General features: G+C 73.7%; 12 protein-coding genes. 2 read left to right on the top strand and 10 right to left on the bottom strand.

Translation table 11 applies throughout. From position 1 onward, the window contains the following. Positions 1 to 105: 105 nt before the first annotated feature. The 5 genes from ACMA1D_RS03050 to hrcA all read right to left on the bottom strand — a co-directional run bounded on the left by ACMA1D_RS03050 (position 106) and on the right by hrcA (position 5,467). Positions 106 to 843: a hypothetical protein gene (locus ACMA1D_RS03050; protein WP_414722282.1), complete on the bottom strand. Its 738-nt coding sequence runs from the start codon at positions 841 to 843 to the stop codon at positions 106 to 108. A gap of 235 nt (positions 844 to 1,078) precedes the next feature. Next, positions 1,079 to 1,822 carry a 16S rRNA (uracil(1498)-N(3))-methyltransferase gene (locus tag ACMA1D_RS03045; protein ID WP_414722281.1) on the bottom strand — a complete coding sequence of 248 codons (744 nt, stop codon included), beginning with the start codon at positions 1,820 to 1,822 and terminating at the stop codon, positions 1,079 to 1,081. After that, a complete protein-coding gene (locus ACMA1D_RS03040; protein ID WP_414722280.1) occupies positions 1,819 to 2,934 on the bottom strand; it encodes a nitronate monooxygenase in 1,116 nt (371 codons plus the stop codon). The genes ACMA1D_RS03045 and ACMA1D_RS03040 overlap by 4 nt, the downstream gene beginning before the upstream one ends. Positions 2,935 to 3,316: 382 nt before the next feature. Continuing rightward, positions 3,317 to 4,450, bottom strand: a complete 1,134-nt coding sequence (gene dnaJ, locus ACMA1D_RS03035) for a molecular chaperone DnaJ (RefSeq protein ID WP_414722279.1) — start codon at positions 4,448 to 4,450, stop codon at positions 3,317 to 3,319. Then, the gene (gene hrcA / locus ACMA1D_RS03030) at positions 4,451 to 5,467 is read right to left on the bottom strand and encodes a heat-inducible transcriptional repressor HrcA (RefSeq protein ID WP_414722278.1); all 1,017 of its coding nucleotides are present in this window, start codon (positions 5,465 to 5,467) and stop codon (positions 4,451 to 4,453) included. 199 nt (positions 5,468 to 5,666) lie between these two features. Between hrcA and ACMA1D_RS03025 the strand changes: the two genes are divergently transcribed. Together ACMA1D_RS03025 and ACMA1D_RS03020 are read left to right on the top strand one after the other, a co-directional pair. Beyond that, positions 5,667 to 6,410 (top strand): MBL fold metallo-hydrolase, encoded by a 744-nt coding sequence (locus ACMA1D_RS03025; protein WP_414722277.1) that lies wholly within the window; start codon positions 5,667 to 5,669, stop codon positions 6,408 to 6,410. An 85-nt stretch (positions 6,411 to 6,495) separates the two neighbouring features. Continuing rightward, positions 6,496 to 7,335, top strand: coding sequence for a DUF3097 domain-containing protein (locus ACMA1D_RS03020; protein WP_414722276.1), 840 nt, complete (start codon positions 6,496 to 6,498; stop codon positions 7,333 to 7,335). A gap of 121 nt (positions 7,336 to 7,456) precedes the next feature. Here ACMA1D_RS03020 and ACMA1D_RS03015 read toward each other — a convergent pair whose 3' ends face one another. The 5 genes from ACMA1D_RS03015 to lepA form a co-directional block, all read right to left on the bottom strand. Next, a complete protein-coding gene (locus ACMA1D_RS03015) occupies positions 7,457 to 8,023 on the bottom strand; it encodes a Uma2 family endonuclease (protein ID WP_414722275.1) in 567 nt (188 codons plus the stop codon). Positions 8,024 to 8,192: 169 nt separating this feature from the next. Continuing rightward, a complete protein-coding gene (gene hemW, locus ACMA1D_RS03010; RefSeq protein ID WP_414722274.1) occupies positions 8,193 to 9,425 on the bottom strand; it encodes a radical SAM family heme chaperone HemW in 1,233 nt (410 codons plus the stop codon). A gap of 240 nt (positions 9,426 to 9,665) precedes the next feature. Beyond that, entirely contained in the window at positions 9,666 to 13,424 is a 3,759-nt protein-coding gene (locus ACMA1D_RS03005) for a SpoIIE family protein phosphatase (RefSeq protein ID WP_414722273.1), read from the bottom strand. Positions 13,425 to 13,961: 537 nt separating this feature from the next. After that, positions 13,962 to 15,848, bottom strand: coding sequence for an AMP-dependent synthetase/ligase (locus ACMA1D_RS03000; RefSeq protein ID WP_414722272.1), 1,887 nt, complete (start codon positions 15,846 to 15,848; stop codon positions 13,962 to 13,964). 508 nt (positions 15,849 to 16,356) lie between these two features. After that, complete coding sequence (gene lepA / locus ACMA1D_RS02995) at positions 16,357 to 18,231, bottom strand: translation elongation factor 4 (RefSeq protein ID WP_414722271.1); 1,875 nt, start codon at positions 18,229 to 18,231, stop codon at positions 16,357 to 16,359. Between the last annotated feature and the right edge of the window lie 88 nt (positions 18,232 to 18,319).

The following is an 18,319-nucleotide window of genomic DNA, read 5'->3' as shown; positions in this document are numbered from 1 at the left end:
GCTGCGGATACGTCGCTACGTGCGCGGGGCGGGCCTCCCGAGGAAGACCCGCCCCGCGCACGTCGTCAGTGGCTCGACGGGCCGCTCTGCTGCCCGGCCACCGGCCTACCGCCCCTGGCCGCTGTCGCTGCTACCAGCCTTGTCGTCGGACTTGGCGCCGTTCTTGCTGCCGTTCTTGCTGCTGCCGGTCGGGCTCGGCGGGGCAGGCGGCGCGGTGGGGGCTGCGGTGGGTGGTGGTGTGCTGGGTGCCGCCGTGGGCCGGGCCGTGGTGGGGTGCGGCGGGGGCGGCTCGTGGGTGCGCGGCGCGGTCGGCCGCGGTGGGGTGGTCGGGCGGGGCCGGGCTGTGGGCGGTGGCCGGTGGGACGGCGGATGGTGCGGCGGCTTGGCGGTGGGCCGGTGGCTGATGTGCTGGGCGGGTTGGCCGCCCCCGCACTCGCCGATCAGCCCGGCCCTGAAGACCTCCCGGTTCGCCAACGTGCCCACCAGTGAGCCCCGTACGCAACGGTCCTCGCGCACGTAGGTGACGGTCCCGGTGATCTCCAGGTCCTGCCCGCCCTTGGTCTTGCCGCGGCACGAGACCTGCGACTTGCCGGTCGGCTTCGGCTTGCCCGTCGGGCCGTCCTTCGCGCGTTTGAGCTGCGCCGTGCAGGTCAGCCACTGCACGTCGATCCCGCCGCGCTCCAGCGCGCGGGTGCCCACCTTGTCCGTGGTGATCGCGACGGTCGAGGCCCGTAGCCCGCCCTCGACGTCGTCGCAGGCCGCCAGTGTGCTCAGCGCGACGGCTGCCGCGCCCAGTGCGATGGCCGTGTTCCGCCACCGCCTTGCTCGTGTTGTTGCCCCCATGTACGGAAGCCTGCCACCGCCTCCCACGTGCGCGGAAGGGCTCCCTCAGCCAGTCGTCCGCACGCCCGCGGGCCGCGCCGCGAACCCCCCGGTCCGCTCCCCCTGCCACTCGGTCACTCGGTCACCACGGCCGCCCGGCAGCCACACCGGCCCACCAGCGACCCGCGACCGGCGACCACACCGGCCCACCGCCCGGCCGCCGACGGCGCCCGGCCCCCGCCGCGCGCCGTCGCGCTCACGCCCAACGCGCCGTGCGGCCGAGCAGCAGCGCGAGGGCGGCCGTGCCCGCCGTCGAGGTGCGCAGCACGCTGGGCCCGAGCCGGTAGGGCTGGGCGCCGGCCGCCGCGAAGGCCGCCAACTCCTCGGGGGCCACGCCGCCTTCGGGCCCGACGACCAGCACGATGTCGCCCTGGGCTGGCAGTTCCGCGGTGGCCAGCGGCAGGGCGCCACTCTCGTGCAGTACGGCCGCGAAGGCGGCCCCGGCCAGCACCTCGGCCACCTCGCGCGTGGTCATCGCCGCGGTCACCTCGGGGAAGCGCAGCCGGCGCGACTGCTTGCCGGCCTCGCGCGCGGTGGCCCGCCACTTCGCCAGTGCCTTCGCGCCGCGCTCGGCCCGCCACTGGGTGACGCAGCGCGCCGCCGTCCACGGCACGATCGCGTCGACGCCGGTCTCCGTCATGGTCTCCACGGCGAGTTCGCCCCGGTCGCCCTTGGGCAGCGCCTGGACGACGGTGATCCGGGGCTGCGCCGCCGGCTCCTCGCGCACCTCGGCCACCTGCACGGTGAGCCGGTCCTTGCCCTCGACGGCCACCACCGCGCCGCTGACGCCGCGCCCCGCCCCGTCGGTCAGCACGACCTCCTCGCCGATGCGCAGTCGGCGTACCGAGACCGCGTGCCGGCCCTCGGGGCCGTCCAGCGCCACCGTGCCGCCCGGGGCGGCGCCGGCCAGCGTGTCGGCGATGAAGACGGGGGCCGTCACGCGGCGCCACCCGGGCCCGGCTGGGGCGCCGCCTGGCGCCCGGTGTCCGCGGCGAGCCCGGCGCGCGCCGCGTCGACCTCGGCCATCAGCAGTTCCACCAGTTCGCCCGCGGGCAGTTCGCGCGCCAGCCGGTGCCCCTGCCCGGCCCACAGGGCCATGCCCTGCGGGTCGCCGGCAGCAGCGGCGGCCTTGCGCAGCCCGGAGGTGAGGTAGTGCACCTGCGGGTAGGCGGCGGGCGCGTACGGGCCGTGCTCGCGCACGAAGCGGTTGACCAGGCCGCGGGCGGGCCGCCCGGAGAAGGCCCGGGTCAGCTCGGTGCGGGTGAACGTGGTGTCGGTCAGGGCCTGCTTGTGCACGGCGCTGGCGCCGGACTCGGGGCAGACCAGGAACGCGGTGCCGAGTTGGGCGGCGCTGGCGCCGGCCGCGAGCACCGCGGCGATCTGCGCGCCGCGCATCAGCCCGCCGGCGGCGATCACCGGCAGCGGCACCGCCTCGCGCACCAACTGGATGAGGGCGAGCAGCCCGAGGCCCTGGCCACCGCCCTGGACGTGCGGGTCATCGCGGTGGGTGCCCTGGTGGCCGCCCGCCTCGATGCCCTGCACGCAGAGCGCGGAGGCGCCGGCCGCGTGGGCGGCGAGCGCTTCGTCGACGGAGGTGACGGTCACCACCGTCACCGTCCCGACCCTGGCGAACGCCTCGCACACCGCGCGCGTGGGGCAGCCGAAGGTGAAGGAGACCAGCGGCACCGGGTCGTCCAGCAGGATGGCGAGTTTGGCGTCGTAGGCGTCGTCGGTGGCCGTGTCGCAGTCGCCGAGCGGCGTCTCGTACCAGGCGACCTCGCCGGCGAGCTGTTCGCCGTAGACGGCGACGGCCGACGGGTCGCTGGTCGCGGGCTGCGGCATGAAGAGGTTGACGCCGAACGGCATGTCGCCCCGGGCCCGCAGGTGCTTGATTTCCTCGTACATCGCCGCCGGCGTCTTGTACCCGGCGGCGAGGAAGCCGAGCCCTCCGGCCGCGCCCACGGCGGCGGCGAGCTGCGGGCGCGAGGCGCCACCCGCCATGGGGGCTTGCACGATGGGATACCGGTAGAGATCGGTCAACGGGGAGGACATGGCCACATCGTGCCACGCCCCGTGCGGCCCCGGGCAACACCCCCGGGCGTCCACACCGTGGACCTCCACCACACTCTCCGCACCGCTGCGGCACGCCCCGTTCACCCGCCCCGTACGGCAGTGCCCGGGCCTGGAGCAGCGGTCCGTACGCCCGGCTCGGACCGGAGCGGGCAACCCGTGCACCGCGTTCGGACCCGTGCCGCGCCCAGCCAGGGGCCCGGCCCCGTCCCACGGCCCTTTTCCGATGCGCGGGACGCCCCCACCACCCAGTGGCCTGCCAGCACAAGCGAAGAAGCGGAAGACGCAGAGGGCGCCGCCCCCGTACGCAACGGGGTCGGCGCCCTCCGGTCAGTGCTGGGGCCCGCGCGGGGCGGGCCCGCCCTCACCGGCCGTTGAAGGCGTCCTTCAGCCGGGAGAACAGCCCCTGCTGACCTGGCTTGAATTCGCCCGTCGGGCGTTCCTCGCCGCGCAACTTGGCGAGCCGGCGCAGCAGTTCTTCCTGCTCGGGGTCGAGCTTGCTCGGCGTGGTGACCTCGACGTGCACGATCAACTGGCCGCGGCCACCGCCCCGCAGGTGCGTGATGCCGCGCCCGTGCAGCGGGACCGACTGGCCGGACTGGGTGCCCGGCCTGATGTCGATCTCCTCCAGGCCGTCCAGCGTCTCCAGCGGCACCTTGGTGCCGAGGGACGCCGCCGTCATCGGGATGGTGACCGTGCAGTGCAGGTCGTCCCCGCGGCGCTGGAAGACCGGGTGCTGGGCCTCGTGGATCTCCACGTACAGGTCGCCGGCGGGGCCGCCGCCGGGGCCGACCTCGCCTTCGCCCGCGAGTTGGATGCGGGTGCCGTTGTCGACGCCCGCGGGGATCTTGACGGTCAGCGTGCGCCGCGAGCGCACCCGCCCGTCGCCCGCGCACTCCGGGCACGGGGTCGGCACCACGGTGCCGAAGCCCTGGCATTGCGGGCACGGCCGCGAGGTCATGACCTGGCCTAGGAAGGAGCGGGTGACTTGGGACACCTCGCCGCGACCGCGGCACATGTCACAGGTCTGCGCCGAGGTGCCGGGCGCCGCGCCCTCACCGCTACAGGTCGTGCACACGATGGCCGTGTCGACCTGGATCTCCTTGGTGGTGCCGAACGCCGCCTCGCTCAACTCGATGTCGAGCCGGATCATGGCGTCCTGGCCGCGGCGGGTGCGCGAGCGCGGGCCGCGCTGCGACGCGGTGCCGAAGAAGGCGTCCATGATGTCGGAGAAGTTGCCGAAGCCGGCTCCGAAACCGCCCTGGCCGCCGCCCGAGGCGTTGGAGAGCGGGTCGCCGCCGAGGTCGTAGACCTGCTTCTTCTGCGGGTCCGACAGGACCTCGTAGGCGGCGTTGATCTCCTTGAAGCGCTCTTGCGTCTTCGGGTCCGGGTTGACGTCCGGGTGCAGCTCACGCGCGAGCCTGCGGAACGCCTTCTTGATCTCGTCCTGGGAGGCATCGCGCCGCACGCCCAGGACGGCGTAGTAGTCCGTCGCCACTTACGACTCCGCCAGGATCTGTCCGACGTAACGTGCCACTGCGCGTACCGCTCCCATCGTTCCGGGGTAGTCCATGCGGGTCGGTCCGACCACGCCGAGTTTTGCGACTGCCTCGTCGCCCGAACCGTAGCCGACGGCGACCACGGATGTGGAGTTCAGGCCCTCGTGAGCGTTCTCATGACCGATTCGCACGGTCATGCCCGAGTCCTTGGCCTCGCCGAGCAGCTTGAGCAGGACGACCTGTTCCTCAAGGGCTTCGAGCACCGGCCTGATGGTCAGCGGGAAGTCGTGCCCGAACCGGGTGAGATTGGCGGTGCCGCCGATCATCAGCCGCTCTTCGGTCTCCTCGACCAGCGTCTCCAGCAGGGTCGCCAGCACCGTGGAGACCGTGCCCCGGTCCTCAAGCTCGAACGACTCCGGCAGGTCCTGCACGAGCTGCGGCACGTCCGCGAACCGCCGCCCTACGACCCGGCTGTTGAGCCGCGCCCGCAGATCGGCCAGCGCGGTCTCGCCGACCGGCGCGGGACAGTCCACCATCCGCTGCTCGACCCGACCGGTGTCGGTGATCAGCACCAGCATCACGCGCGCGGGCGCGAGTGCGAGCAACTCCACGTGCCGCACCGTCGACCGGGTCAACGACGGGTACTGCACCACCGCGACCTGCCGGGTGAGCTGCGCCAACAGCCGTACGGTGCGGCCCACCACGTCGTCCAGGTCCACCGCGCCGTCCAGGAAGTTCTGGATGGCGCGGCGCTCTGCGGGTGAGAGCGGCTTCACACCGGCGAGCTTGTCCACGAAGAGCCGGTAGCCCTTGTCGGTGGGGATGCGGCCGGCGCTGGTGTGCGGCTGGGCGATGAAGCCCTCATCCTCCAGGGCAGCCATGTCGTTACGCACCGTGGCCGGCGAGACGCCGAGCTGGTGCCGCTCGGTGAGCGCCTTGGAGCCCACCGGCTCCTCGGTGCCGACGTAGTCCTGGACGATGGCGCGCAGCACTTCAAGTCTGCGTTCGCTCAGCATCGCGCACACCTCCAGTCAAACCATCGCTCGGGGGCCTCTCCTGGCACTCAGCACATTCGAGTGCCAAATAACCCTGGGCCAGTGTACGGCCGGTGACCGCGGTCCGGGCAAGAGTCGCCCCGGCCGTAACCGAGCGTGGGGCCGGAAACTGCCCTCGCCGGCCGGGCGGGCTGCCCGGCCGACCGTTAGCGTCTCTCCCATGGACAGCAGTGCGGAAGAGCGCGTACGGGCTCACTGGGAAGTGCTCGCCCCGGGCGTCGCCCGGCGCCGGCTGCCGCAGTGGGACGCCACGGTGGGAGCGGTGGCCGGCCCGGCGGGCGTGCTCGTGGTGGACACCGGAGCCACGCTCCGTGAGGGCGCGGAGATCCGCCGGGAGGTGCGCGCCCTGTTCGGCCACGAGGTCACGCACGTCGTGCTCACCCATCCGCACTTCGACCACGTCCTGGGCACCGCGGCCTTCGCCGGCGTGCAGGTGTACGGGGCGGTGGGGCTGGCCGAGTTGCTCCGCCGGGAGCGAGACGCCCTGCGGGCGGACGCGGTACGGCACGGGGCGGACGCCGACGCCGCGGCGGGCGCCACCGACCTGCTGGTGTACCCGCGGCACTCGGTGTGCGGCGAGGTGACCGTGAGCCTCGGCGGCGACCGCGAGGTGCTGCTGGCCAACGTCGGCCCCGGGCACACCGGGCACGACCTGGCCGTCTTCGTACCCGGTGTACCCGAGGTGGTGTTCTGCGGCGACCTGGTGGAGGAGTCGGGCGAGCCACAGGCGGGCCCGGACGCGGTGCCCGCCCACTGGCCGGCCGCCCTGGACCGGCTGCTCGACCTCGGCGGCGATGACGCCCGGTACGTGCCGGGCCACGGTGCGGTGGTGGACGCCGCCTACGTGCGCGCGCAGCGCGCGATGCTGGCCCGCCGCTTCGCGCAGGAGCAGGGGCAGGAGTAGCCGCAGCCACGCGCGGGCGCGCGCGAAGGGGGAAGGGGAATGTCCGGCCACGGGCCGCGGGTGGGCGGCGGCTATCGTCTGCCGCATGCGCAGCAGAGAGTACGGGCCCGACCTCACCCCGCCGTGGAAGAAGCCGACGTCCGTGCCGGAGGTGGCGGCCGAGGTGGACCTGGTGGTGGAGGAGGTGACCACGGGCTTCTGTGGGGCCGTCATCCGCTGCGAGAAGACCGCCGAGGGGCCGACCGTGACGCTGGAGGACCGGTTCGGCAAGCACCGGGTCTTTCCGCTGCACCCGGCCGGTTTCATGTTGGAGGGCCGACCGGTCACGCTCGTCCGGCCGCGTCCTAGCGGCGCCCCCGCGGCGACCGGCCGGGCCCGTACCGCCTCCGGTTCGCTGGCCGTCCCCGGCGCCCGGGCCAGGGTCGCCCGCGCCGGCCGGATCTACGTGGAGGGCCGGCACGACGCCGAACTCGTGGAGCGGGTGTGGGGCGATGACCTGCGCATCGAGGGCGTGGTCGTGGAGTACCTGGAGGGCGTGGACGACCTGCCGGCGATCGTCCGCGACTTCGGCCCGGCCCCGGACGCCCGGCTCGGGGTGCTGGTCGACCATCTGGTGCCCGGTTCGAAGGAGTCCCGCATCGCGGCCGAGGTCGCCGGCGAAGGCAGCGACGTCCTGGTCGTCGGCCACCCCTACATCGACGTCTGGCAGGCCGTGAAGCCCGCGTCCGTGGGCATCGCCCGCTGGCCCGAGGTGCCGCGCGGCCAGGACTGGAAGACGGGCGTGTGCCGGGCGCTCGGCTGGCCGGAACACACCGGCGCCGCCTGGCAGCGAATCCTGGCCGCGGTCCACTCCTACAAGGACCTGGAGCCGGAGCTGCTGGGCCGCGTCGAAGAACTGATCGACTTCGTCACGGCCCCGGCATGAAACACCGCGCCCCGATCGGGACGCGGCGTGTGGCGGCGCGACAGCAGCGCGCCGGGTCGGTCCGTGCGCCGAGGCGGTCCGCCGGGACGGTCGTGGCGCGGCCTCGGCCGCGCCGTCACGATCAGGCAGACAGCGTGCCGAACTCCGTGGTGTCCAGCTTGATCCCCAGCACGTCGAGCGGCACCGGCTCACCGAACTTGCTGGTCCGCTCCGTGCGGTAGCCCGCCGCCTCGCCCTCACCGTGCGGCTCGGTCAGCAGCACGCAGACGGCCTCGTACGGATCGATGATCAGGTATGCGGGGACCTGCCCGGCGGCGTACATCGAGCGCTTGGTGACGTAGTCCCGGTACGTGCTCGTCTTCGATACGACCTCCACGAGGAGGGTCGTCGCCGGGGCGGGCACGAGCCGGGAGCGGCCGTCGAAGGCGCCGTGCTCGATGACCACCAGGTCCGGCTGGGGCTCGCTGGCCTCACCGGGAATGGCAATGTCTTGCGTCTGCATTGGATACCAGCGGTCCTGGGGGACCTGGTTCAGCACCCGCAGCACGATCATGTTGTGGACCCAGTGGGGCCCGGCCATCATCACGATTTCCCCCCGGATGAGCTCCGCCTTGAGCTGGCCAGGAACATCCAGCGCCTCGAAGATCTCCGTGATATTGGTCATCATTCGGTCTTCCACAGCGGTCATCTCCGTGGGCCTCCCCATCCCGCCGCGTCGTGTTCGAGCAGCGTAGGAACAAGCGTAGGCAAGGCGTGGGGCCTCCGCACGCATTCACCCGTTCGAGTCGCCCAGCCGGCCGCCTGACCAGCCCGTCTGGCCATCCGGCCCGGACAGTCCGGGTAGCCCGTCAGGTCCGTCAGTCGACCAGGTCCCGTACCACCGCGTCGGCCAGCAGCCGGCCGCGCAGCGTGAGTACGGCGCGCCCGCGCGCGTAGGGGCCCGGTTCCAGGAGGCCGTCGGACAGGGCGCGGGCCGCGGCGCTGGCGCCGGCCGGGGCGAGGATGTCCAGCGGGCACCCTTCGGACAGGCGCAGTTCGAGCAGGATGCGCTCGACGCGGCGGTCCTCGGCGGCCAGCACCTCGCGGCCGGCGCCGGGCGAGCGCCCCTCGGTGAGTGCCTGGGCGTACGCGCCGGGGTGCTTCACGTTCCACCAGCGGACCCCGCCCACGTGGCTGTGTGCCCCGGGGCCGGCGCCCCACCAGTCGGCGCCGCGCCAGTACAGCTCGTTGTGGCGACAGCGGCCGGCCTCGGTGGTGGCCCAGTTCGACACCTCGTACCAGGCGAAGCCCGCGGCCGTCAGCGTCTCGTCGGCGATCAGGTAGCGGTCGGCGTGCACGTCGTCGTCGGTCATCGGCACCTCGCCGCGCCGGATGCGCCGGGCGAGCTGGGTGCCCTCCTCCACGATCAGGGCGTACGCCGAGACGTGGTCGGGCCCGGCGCCCAGCGCGGCCTGGAGGGAGGCCCGCCAGTCCGCGTCGCTCTCCCCCGGCGTCCCGTAGATTAGATCCAGGTTGACGTGCTCGAACCCCGCGGCACGGGCCAGTTCCACGCACCGCTCGGGGCGGCCCGGGGTGTGGGTGCGATCGAGCACCTTCAGTACGTGCTGGCGGGCGCTCTGCATGCCGAGCGAGATCCGGTTGAACCCACCCTCGCGCAGCGTCGCCAGGTAGCGCTCGTCCACGGACTCCGGGTTGGCTTCGGTGGTCACCTCGGCGTCGGGCGCGAGGCCGAACTCGTCCCGGATCGCGGCCAGCATCGCCACCAGGTCGGCGGCGTCGAGCAGGGTCGGCGTGCCACCGCCCACGAAGACCGTCTCGACCGGGCGCGGGTCGTCCCCCAGCACCTTGCGCGCCAGTCGCACCTCGTCGGCGACCATGGCCGCGTAGTTGTCCCGCGAGGCGAGCGCCCCGCCGGAACCGCGCAGCTCACTGGCGGTGTAGGTGTTGAAGTCGCAGTAGCCGCAACGGGTGGCGCAGTACGGAACGTGCAGGTAGAACCCGAGCGGCCGGTCCCCGGCCCCCTGGAGGGCGTGCGGCGGCAGCGCCCCGTCCACGGGCATGGGCTCACCGTCGGGCAGTGCAGAAGGCATGGCTCCATTCTCCGGCATCGCCCCGGCGTCGCGGGACGCGGCCGATCCGCCGCCGCTCCCCCCGGCCACGCCGGCCCCTCGCCCTCGCCGGTCCGCGGCCCGTCCTCCCCCGCGCTGGCGCGGCGCCGGGCCCCCGACGGGGCGGGCACCGTCGGGGGTGCCGCCGGTGGCACCGGCCGTAGCGCCGGCGTGCTGTCGGCGGCCGTACCGCAGGGCCCGCCACTCCGCCCGTTCGGCCGACTACTCAGCCGCCTGGAGGACCAGCAGAGCCAGGTCGTCGTTAGGCGGCGAGGCGGCGAAGGCGTGTACGGCCGCGCGTACCCGCTGTGCCACGTCGTGCGCGTCGAGCCCGGCGCAGGAGGCAAGCACCTGGGAGAGTCCGTCGTCGTCATCGAACTGGGCCCGGTCCGAGCGGTGCTCGGTGACGCCGTCCGTGACGCAGAGCAGGGTCTCGCCGGGCAGCAGGTCGAAGCTCTCGCTCTGGTAGCAGACGCCGTCCATGACGCCGAGCAGCAGTTGCGGCGCACCGCGCGCCGCCACCGAGCCGTCGGCGCGCAGCAGGAGCGGCAACGGGTGCCCCGCGCTGGCCAGGGTGCACCGCGCCCCGCCGAGCGAGCCGTCCCGCCGGACCCGGCCGGTGCCCGCGGCGCCGTGCGGGCCCAGCACGCCGCCGAGGCCCACCAGGTCGTCCGGGGCCGGTGCGCCGCCCCACACCGCGAGGCCGGTCACCGAGCGCACGCCGCCGCCCGGGCCGGCAGCCGCCCCCGCCTGGCCGCCGGCGTCCGGTAGTGCGCCGGCTGCCGGTGGGCCCGGTGTCACCGGCGCCGCGTGGCCAGCGCCTGGCGCGCCGCCGCCCGCATCCCGTACGCCGCCCGCTTCCGGTGCTTCCTGCGCTTCCGGTACGTCGCGGTCGGCCGTGGTCGGGGCGGCGGTGTCCTGGGGCCGTCGTGCGCAGTCGCCGGGCCGCCCCGGCTGGCCGGCGGTACCGGCCTGCGCCGCGGTCGCCGGTGCGGGGCCGATCGGGCGCGGCGGCTGCGCTTCGCGGGCCGCCGGCAGCTCCCACCACGGCCCCGCACCGGCGCCACCAGCGGCAGTGGCAGCACCACCACCGGCAGCACGGGCCGCTCCCGCACCAGCAGCGTCGGCGCCGGGGCCGTCAGACCCGAGGCCGCCGGGGCCCACCACGCCTTGCCCGGCGCCCCCAGCGCCTCCAACGCTCCTGGAGCTCCGAAGGACCACACGCGCACCGGCCGGCGCGCCAGGGCTCCCCGCCCCGTCCCCGCCCCCGACCCCGTCAGCCCCGTCCGTCTCGTCAGTCGCCTCGCTGTCATCCGTGTCGTACGGCACCAACTCGCCGTACAGCAGGGACAGGAAGCGCGACTCGCCCGGGCCCTCGGCCGCCACGGCCGATGCGGCGGCCTCCACGGCCTTCTCGCCGAGCGTGCGGTTGAGCCGGTCCAGGACCTCGGTGACGCCGTAGCCCTCACGGGCGAGCAGCCGCAGCACGGGGCGGACCAGGCCGGTGACGACCGCCGCTTCCAGGCCGTTGCCGCACACGTCGCCGAGCGCGAAGCACCAACGGCCGTCGCCGGCGGGGAAGACGTCGTAGAAGTCGCCGCCGGCCGGGGTGTCGCCGGTCGGCTCGTAGACCACCGCCGTCTCCATGCCGGGGATCGACGCCAACGCGCTGGGCAGCAGGCTGCGTTGGAGCATCTGGCTGATGTGCACCTGCCGGGTGTACTCGCGCGCCGACGCCACCGCCAGGGCGACCCGGCGTGCGAAGTCCTCGCAGAGCGTGGCCACTTCGTCCGGGATGCGGGTCAGGCCGCCGCGGCCGATCAGCAGGGTGCCGACCGAATGGCCGCCGGTGACCAGTCCGCAGGCCAGGGCCGCGCCGGAGGTCCCGTACGCCGATGAGCCGCCGGGCCACGGCCAGGCGACCGCACGGTCACGGGTCGCGGCCGGCAGCCGGGGCGCCTCGCGGCCGAGCAGGTGTCGCAGCTCCGCCAGCCGGTTCTCGCTCGCGTGCCAGACCCAGGGCGCGCTGGGCCCGGTCTTCGGGTTGTCCAGCCACACCGCGCACCAGTCGGCCAGCCGTGGCACCAGGAGTTGCCCGGCCAGCGACGCGACCTTGCCCTCGTCGAACTCGCCGGCCAGCAGCTCGGACGCCTCGGCCAGGAAGGTCGGGGCGCCGTGCGTGAGCCAACCGGGGGCGCTGCCGGGGCGGGTGGGCCGGTGCGGCGCGGGCGCCAGGATCTCCGCGGTCCGCAGATCGGCGAGGGGCGGCCAGCCGTCCTCCGCCGCGCCCATCGCATCCGCCACCCGCTGCGGATGCAGCGCCCCGTCGGCACCGGCGACCACCTGCGCCACCGGCAGCCGGAACCACACCGATTTGCTGGTCCTGCGGTACGTGGTCCCCCAGGACTCGGCGATGGTGCCGACCAGTCGCAACCCACTGCCGCCCCGGCCCCCGGCCTCGCCCTCTGCCGCACCGTCCGTCGCGGCGCCCTCGCCCCGCGCCTGGTGTGCGGCGTGAGCGTGGCCGACGGCGTGCCCGGCGGCGGCCTGGGCGGCTGCGGCTTCCGCTGCCCGGGCGTCCCCGCTCGGGGCGGCGGCTTCGGGAGCGGGGGCGATGACGGGCGCGGGTGGCTCGGGCTCGGGCTCGGGCGCCAGCAGCCCGGGGCCGGCCGCCGGCGGGGTCCCGGGCGGCTCGCCCGCCGAACCGTGCGAGCGGTCGGGTCGGCCGGGGGCGTGCGCGCCGCGGGGGCCGCCACCGGCGCCCGGCGCCGGCTCGCGGAACGCCGGCTGGCCGCGTACCGCCCGGGCCGGATGGTGGTCGGTGACCTCGGCGTAGAGCGCCGGTCGTGCGTCGGACGCGCCGGCCGGCTCCAGGGCACAGCGCACGACCACGCCGGTGCCGGCGTGCACCACGGCGTTGGTGACCAGTTCGCTCACCAACAGCACCGCGTCGTCCGCCAACTGACCGTTGATTAACTCGCTCTCCGGCAGTCCCTGTACGGACCAGTCGGTGAGCGCTGCCCGTACGAACTGTCGTGCCGCCGCGGGCGCGCGCACGTTGCCGGCCAGGTCGGCCCGGCGGATGCGGTCCCCGGTGGCCCCGTCGGCCAGCGGTGCGCCGAGGGGGAACCCGGCGGGGCCCGCGGGGGTTCGGGGCTCGGTCGGGGTCAGGTCGCGCGGCGCGCCGTGCTCCCGGGCGCCGTCGCCGGTCGCCGGGTGCATCGCGGCGACGTCCAGGGCCGCGGCGCGCGTGGCCGTGGCGTCCGGGGCCGCCGCCCTGGCAGCCGCGTCGATGGCCGCGGCCTGTGCGGAGGCGGTCTCCGCCGCGCGCTCGGCCGACGCGGCACCGGTGGGCCCATCGGCCGCGCCGTAGGCGGCGCCGACCGGCTGAGGGCCTGCGGCGTGCTCGGTCTGGCCGGCGGCCCCGGCCGATCGAGCCTGCCGCGCCGAACCGCCCGGGCCGCCCGAACCGCCCGGGTCAGCCAGCCCCGCCCGGTCTGCCTGACCCGCCTGCCGCGCCGGCCCCAGCCGGTCCATCTGGCTTGCCTGGCCCTCGTGACCTGCACGGACCGCGTGGTCCGCGGCAGCCGGGCCGAGCGTCCGCACCTCGCTCGCTGCCGCATCTGCTGCATCTGGCATATCTGGCACGTCCGCCGGGTGGACCGCGGGGCGGAAGGGTGCACCGTCGGCGGTGGGCACCGTGCCGACCGCACCGTCAGGACCGCCCCGCACCCCGGTACCCGTACCTGACACCGGCTCGGCGAAGCTTCCACCGCCGGGGCTGGTCTGCGCCCCGGCGCCCGTTCCGGCCGTCGGCCCGGCGAAGCTCCGCGGGCCCGGCCCCTCCGCCGCCGCCCCGTCGCGGCCAGGTCCCGGGCGCGCCCGGTCGGGCGGGGCGTCGCCCGCTTCGGGGCTGGTCGCAGCCCTCTTGCCGTATTCGCCCGCGCTGCCGCGGACGCTCGCCTGAGCATCTACTCCCATGCCCATGCCACTCCCCCGGGGGGTGCTCGTAGCCGCCGCCCGACCCCCGACGGGCTCCGGCCCCGGCGCGGCGATCGGCGACGCCCGCGCGGACCGGATTCGGCGCGCGCCGTGCGGTGGCCAACCGTCCGCACGGCCCCGACTCCAACCCCGACAGCGTGACAGACCGCGGGCACCTAAATGCGCCAAGTTACGTAAATGAGCCACCATGGGCCGCAATACGACACGTACGGGCACAACTGCGCCCACTCGACGCGCGTTCCCTCTAACGGGTGGTGAACGCCGCCGGACCTCGGGGTGACGTCCCATGCTGGCCGATCGCCCCACCCCGAACAAGGGGCGCACGGACGTCACCGACACTCCCCCGATCGCGCGCGAGCAACCCCAGCCCCCGCCGCACCCCGCCCCGACCACGCGCCGGCAGCACGTCGATGTCCAGCCACCCACCCGCGTCCGGCAATCCGCCGCCACCCCGCCGCGGGGTCGACCGCGCGACGCCGGGCACGCCCACGCCCGACCCCGCGCGGCCCACGCCGCCTACGCCTCGCGCGCGCCCGCGTACATCTCCTCGATCAACGCACCGTACTCCCGCTCCACGACCGGTCGCTTGAGCTTGAGGCTCGGCGTCAACTCGCCGTGCTCGATGTCGAGGTCGCGCGGCAGCAGCCGGAACTTCTTGATCGTCTGCCAGCGCTGGAGCCCCTCGTTGAGCTGTTGCACATAGCCTTCGATCAGCTCCTGCGTCTCCCGGGCGGCGACGACCTCGGCGTACGCCCTGCCCGCCAGCCCGTTCTCGTTCGCCCAGTCCATGATCGACGGCTCGTCCAGGGCGATCAGCGCCGTACAGAAGTTCCGGTCGGCGCCGTGCACCAGGATGTTGGAGACGTACGGGCACACCGCCTTGAACCGGCCCTCGACCTCGGCCGGCGCGATGTACTTGCCGGTCGACGTCTTGATCAGGTCCTTCTTGCGGTCGGTGATCCGCAGATAGCCGTCGGGCGAGAGTTCGCCGATGTCGCCGGTGTGGAACCAGCCGTCCGACTCCAGCACTTCGGCGGTGCGCTCGGGCTGTCCGTGGTAGCCCGCCATGATGCCGGGGCCGCGCAACAGGATCTCGCCGTCGTCGGCGATCCGCACCTCAAGGCCGGGCAGCGCCTTGCCGACCGTGCCGGTGCGGTAGTCGTAGGGGTTGACGAAGCTGGCGGCGCTGGACTCGGTGAGCCCGTACCCCTCCAGGATGTGGATTCCGGCGCCGGCGAAGAAGTAGCCGATCTCGGGCGCGAGCGCGGCCGAGCCGGAGACGCAGGCCCGCATCCGTCCGCCGAACGCCTCCCGCAACTTGCTGTACACGAGCTTGTCGGCGATCCCGTGCTTGCTGCGCAGGCCGAACGGGACGGCCGCGGAGCCGGTGGCTCGGAAGTTGTCCTGGGAGACCTTGGCGTACTCCCGCGCCACCTCGGCCGCCCACTGGAAGACCTTGTACTTGGCCGCGCCGCCCTCCCGGGCCTTGGCCGCGACGCCGTTGTAGACCTTCTCGAAGATGCGTGGCACGGCGGCCATGTAGGTGGGTCTGACCACCGGCAGATTCTCGATGATCTTGTCCACGCGGCCGTCCACCGCGGTGGTGTGCCCGACCGCGAGCTGCCCCGCGACCAGCACCTTGCCGAAGACGTGCGCCAGCGGCAGCCAGAGGTAGCCCACGTCCTCCGGCTCCAGGAGCTGGATGCCCTCGATGGCGCGGCCCATGTACGACCAGGCGTCGTGCGGCAGCCGTACGCCCTTGGGGCGACCGGTGGTGCCCGACGTGTAGATGAGGGTGGCGAGTTGGTCCGAGCGCAGCGCGCGGACCCGGTCGAGCACGCCGTCCGGATGCCGTTCCAGGTACGCCGCGCCCCGGCGCTCCAATTCGGCCAGCGAGAGCACCCAGCCCTCCGGGTCGCCGTCGGCCGGCACCGCGTCGACCTCTTCGACCACCACCACGTGCGCGAGTTCCGGCAGCTCGGCGCGGTTCGCGCGGGCCTTGCGGAGTTGTTCGGCGTCCTCTGCGATCAACACCCGGCTGCCCGAGTCGGCCAGGATGAACGCCGTCTCGTCGTCGTTGGTCGACGGGTAGACGGTGGTGGTCGCGCCGCCGATGCAGAGCACCGCGAGGTCCGCGAAGATCCACTCGACCCGGGTGCTGCACGCCAGGGCGACCCGCTCCTCGGCGGCGATCCCCAACTCGATCAGCCCGGCCGCCATCGCGTAGACCCGGGTGGCCGACTCGGCCCAGCTCATCGGCTGCCAGTCGCACGGCCCCTCGCCCGACGCCGGCGGTACCGGATAGCGGTACGCCTCCGCATCGGGTGTGGCCGCCACCCGCTCCACGAAGAGCGTGGCCATCGACGGCGGACGGTTGTCGAGCAAGGCTTGGGTGTCGGTCACGGCATCCTCCCGGGCCCGCCTCAGCGTTAGTGACTCATGAGTAACCTTCGGGCAATGATCAGAGTAGATGCCCTCGCGCCGGCACGTAAGGGGCTGCAACCTCCTTGTTAAAACAGTGACCGGCAGCCTTTACGGACCAGGTGGGAGCCGACGCGCAGCGCCCCGGGACGGGTGCACGGGGCGGCAGCGGGCGGGCGGGACGGGGTGTGCGCGAAGGGCCGGAGTGGGCAGGGGGCCGCCCCAGCGGCAGGGCGGACGGGTGGGACGGATGCGCGGAGTGGGCGGGTGGGGGTGGCCCGGGCATGGGACGGATGCGCGGAGTGGGGCCGGAGTGGGAGGGGCCCACAGCGGTGTTCGCTGCGGGCCCCGGGGCGCCACGTTCCGTCAGGCACGCCACGTTCCGTTACGGGCCCGGGGGCAACCCGGCCGCGCACGGGGCGCGACGACACAACCGCCGCGCCGCCAGCCGCCGGGCCGCGCCCCCTACTCCCCTACTCCCGTACTCCCGCTACTTCTTCGCCTTGGCGTCCGCGCCGTCGGAGTCCGTGGACAGCACCGCGATGAACGCCTCCTGCGGCACCTCCACGCTGCCGACCATCTTCATCCGCTTCTTGCCCTCCTTCTGCTTCTCCAGCAGCTTCCGCTTGCGGGAGATGTCACCGCCGTAGCACTTGGCGAGCACGTCCTTGCGGATCGCGCGCACCGTCTCCCGGGCGATGACCCGGCTGCCGATCGCGGCCTGGATGGGCACCTCGAAGTTCTGCCGCGGAATGAGCTCGCGCAACTTGGCGACCAGCCGCACGCCGTACGCGTACGCCTTGTCCTTGTGCGTGATCGCGGAGAACGCGTCCACCTTGTCGCCGTGCAGCAGGATGTCGACCTTGACGAGCGAGGCGGTCTGCTCGCCGGTGGGCTCGTAGTCGAGCGAGGCGTAACCGCGCGTCTTGGACTTGAGCTGGTCGAAGAAGTCGAAGACGATCTCGGCGAGCGGCAGCGTGTAGCGCAGTTCGACGCGGTCCTCGGAGAGGTAGTCCATGCCGAGCAGCGTGCCGCGGCGGGCCTGACACAGCTCCATGATCGCGCCGATGAACTCGCTGGGCGCGAGCACCGTGGCCCGCACGACCGGCTCGTACACCTCGTCGATCTTGCCGGTGGGGAACTCGCTCGGGTTGGTGACGACGTGCTCCACGCCGTCTTCCATGATCACCCGGTAGACCACGTTGGGCGCGGTGGCGATCAGGTCGAGGCCGAACTCGCGCTCCAGCCGCTCCCGGATCACGTCCAGGTGCAGCAGGCCGAGGAAGCCCACCCGGAAGCCGAAGCCGAGCGCCGCCGAGGTCTCCGGCTCGTAGACCAGCGCCGCGTCGTTGAGCTGGAGCTTGTCGAGCGCGTCGCGCAGCTCCGGATAGTCCGATCCGTCCAGCGGGTACAGGCCCGAGAACACCATCGGCTTGGGGTCCTTGTAACCGCCGAGCGGCTCCTCGGCGCCCTTGCTGAAGGCGGTGATGGTGTCACCGACCTTGGACTGGCGCACGTCCTTCACACCGGTGATCAGATAGCCCACCTCGCCGACGCCGAGCCCGTCGGACGCCTGCATCTCCGGCGACGAGACGCCGATCTCCAGGAGTTCGTGGGCGGCGCCGGTGGACATCATCCGGATGCGCTCGCGCTTGCTGAGCTGGCCGTCGACCACCCGGACGTAGGTGACCACGCCGCGGTACGAGTCGTAGACCGAGTCGAAGATCATCGCGCGGGCCGGGGCGTCCGCGTTGCCGACCGGGGCGGGGACGGTGTCCACCACACGGTTCAGCAGCTCGGGCACGCCCTCGCCGGTCTTCGCCGAGACCTTCAGGACCTCGCTCGGGTCGCAGCCGATGAGGTGCGCGAGTTCGGCGGCGAACTTCTCGGGCTGCGCGGCCGGCAGGTCGATCTTGTTCAGCACCGGGATGATCGTGAGGTCGTTCTCCATCGCCAGGTACAGGTTGGCGAGGGTCTGCGCCTCGATGCCCTGGGCCGCGTCGACCAGCAGGATGCAGCCCTCACAGGCGGCGAGGGAGCGGGAGACCTCGTAGGTGAAGTCCACGTGCCCCGGGGTGTCGATCATGTTGAGGACGTGGGTGGAGCCCTGGCGCTCGCCCTCGGTGGGCGCCCAGGGCAACCGGACCGCCTGGGACTTGATCGTGATGCCACGCTCACGCTCGATGTCCATACGGTCCAGATACTGCGCGCGCATCTGTCGCTGCTCCACCACACCCGTCAACTGGAGCATCCGGTCGGCGAGCGTGGACTTGCCGTGGTCGATATGCGCGATGATGCAGAAGTTACGGACGAGAGCCGGGTCGGTACGGCTCGGCTCCGGTACATGGGTAGGGATCGCGGGCACGCAGGGGTCCATTCGGTGATTGAACGCAGCCAGTAGACGCAGCTAGTAGCTGGGCGAGACGTGGTGGACGTGGTGATAGTCCCGTCCA

This window comes from Streptomyces sp. 796.1, from assembly GCF_047525675.1.
Lineage (GTDB): Bacteria > Actinomycetota > Actinomycetes > Streptomycetales > Streptomycetaceae > Streptomyces.
Note: the sequence above shows the minus strand (reverse complement) of the source record. Positions and strands in the feature narration are given on the sequence as shown.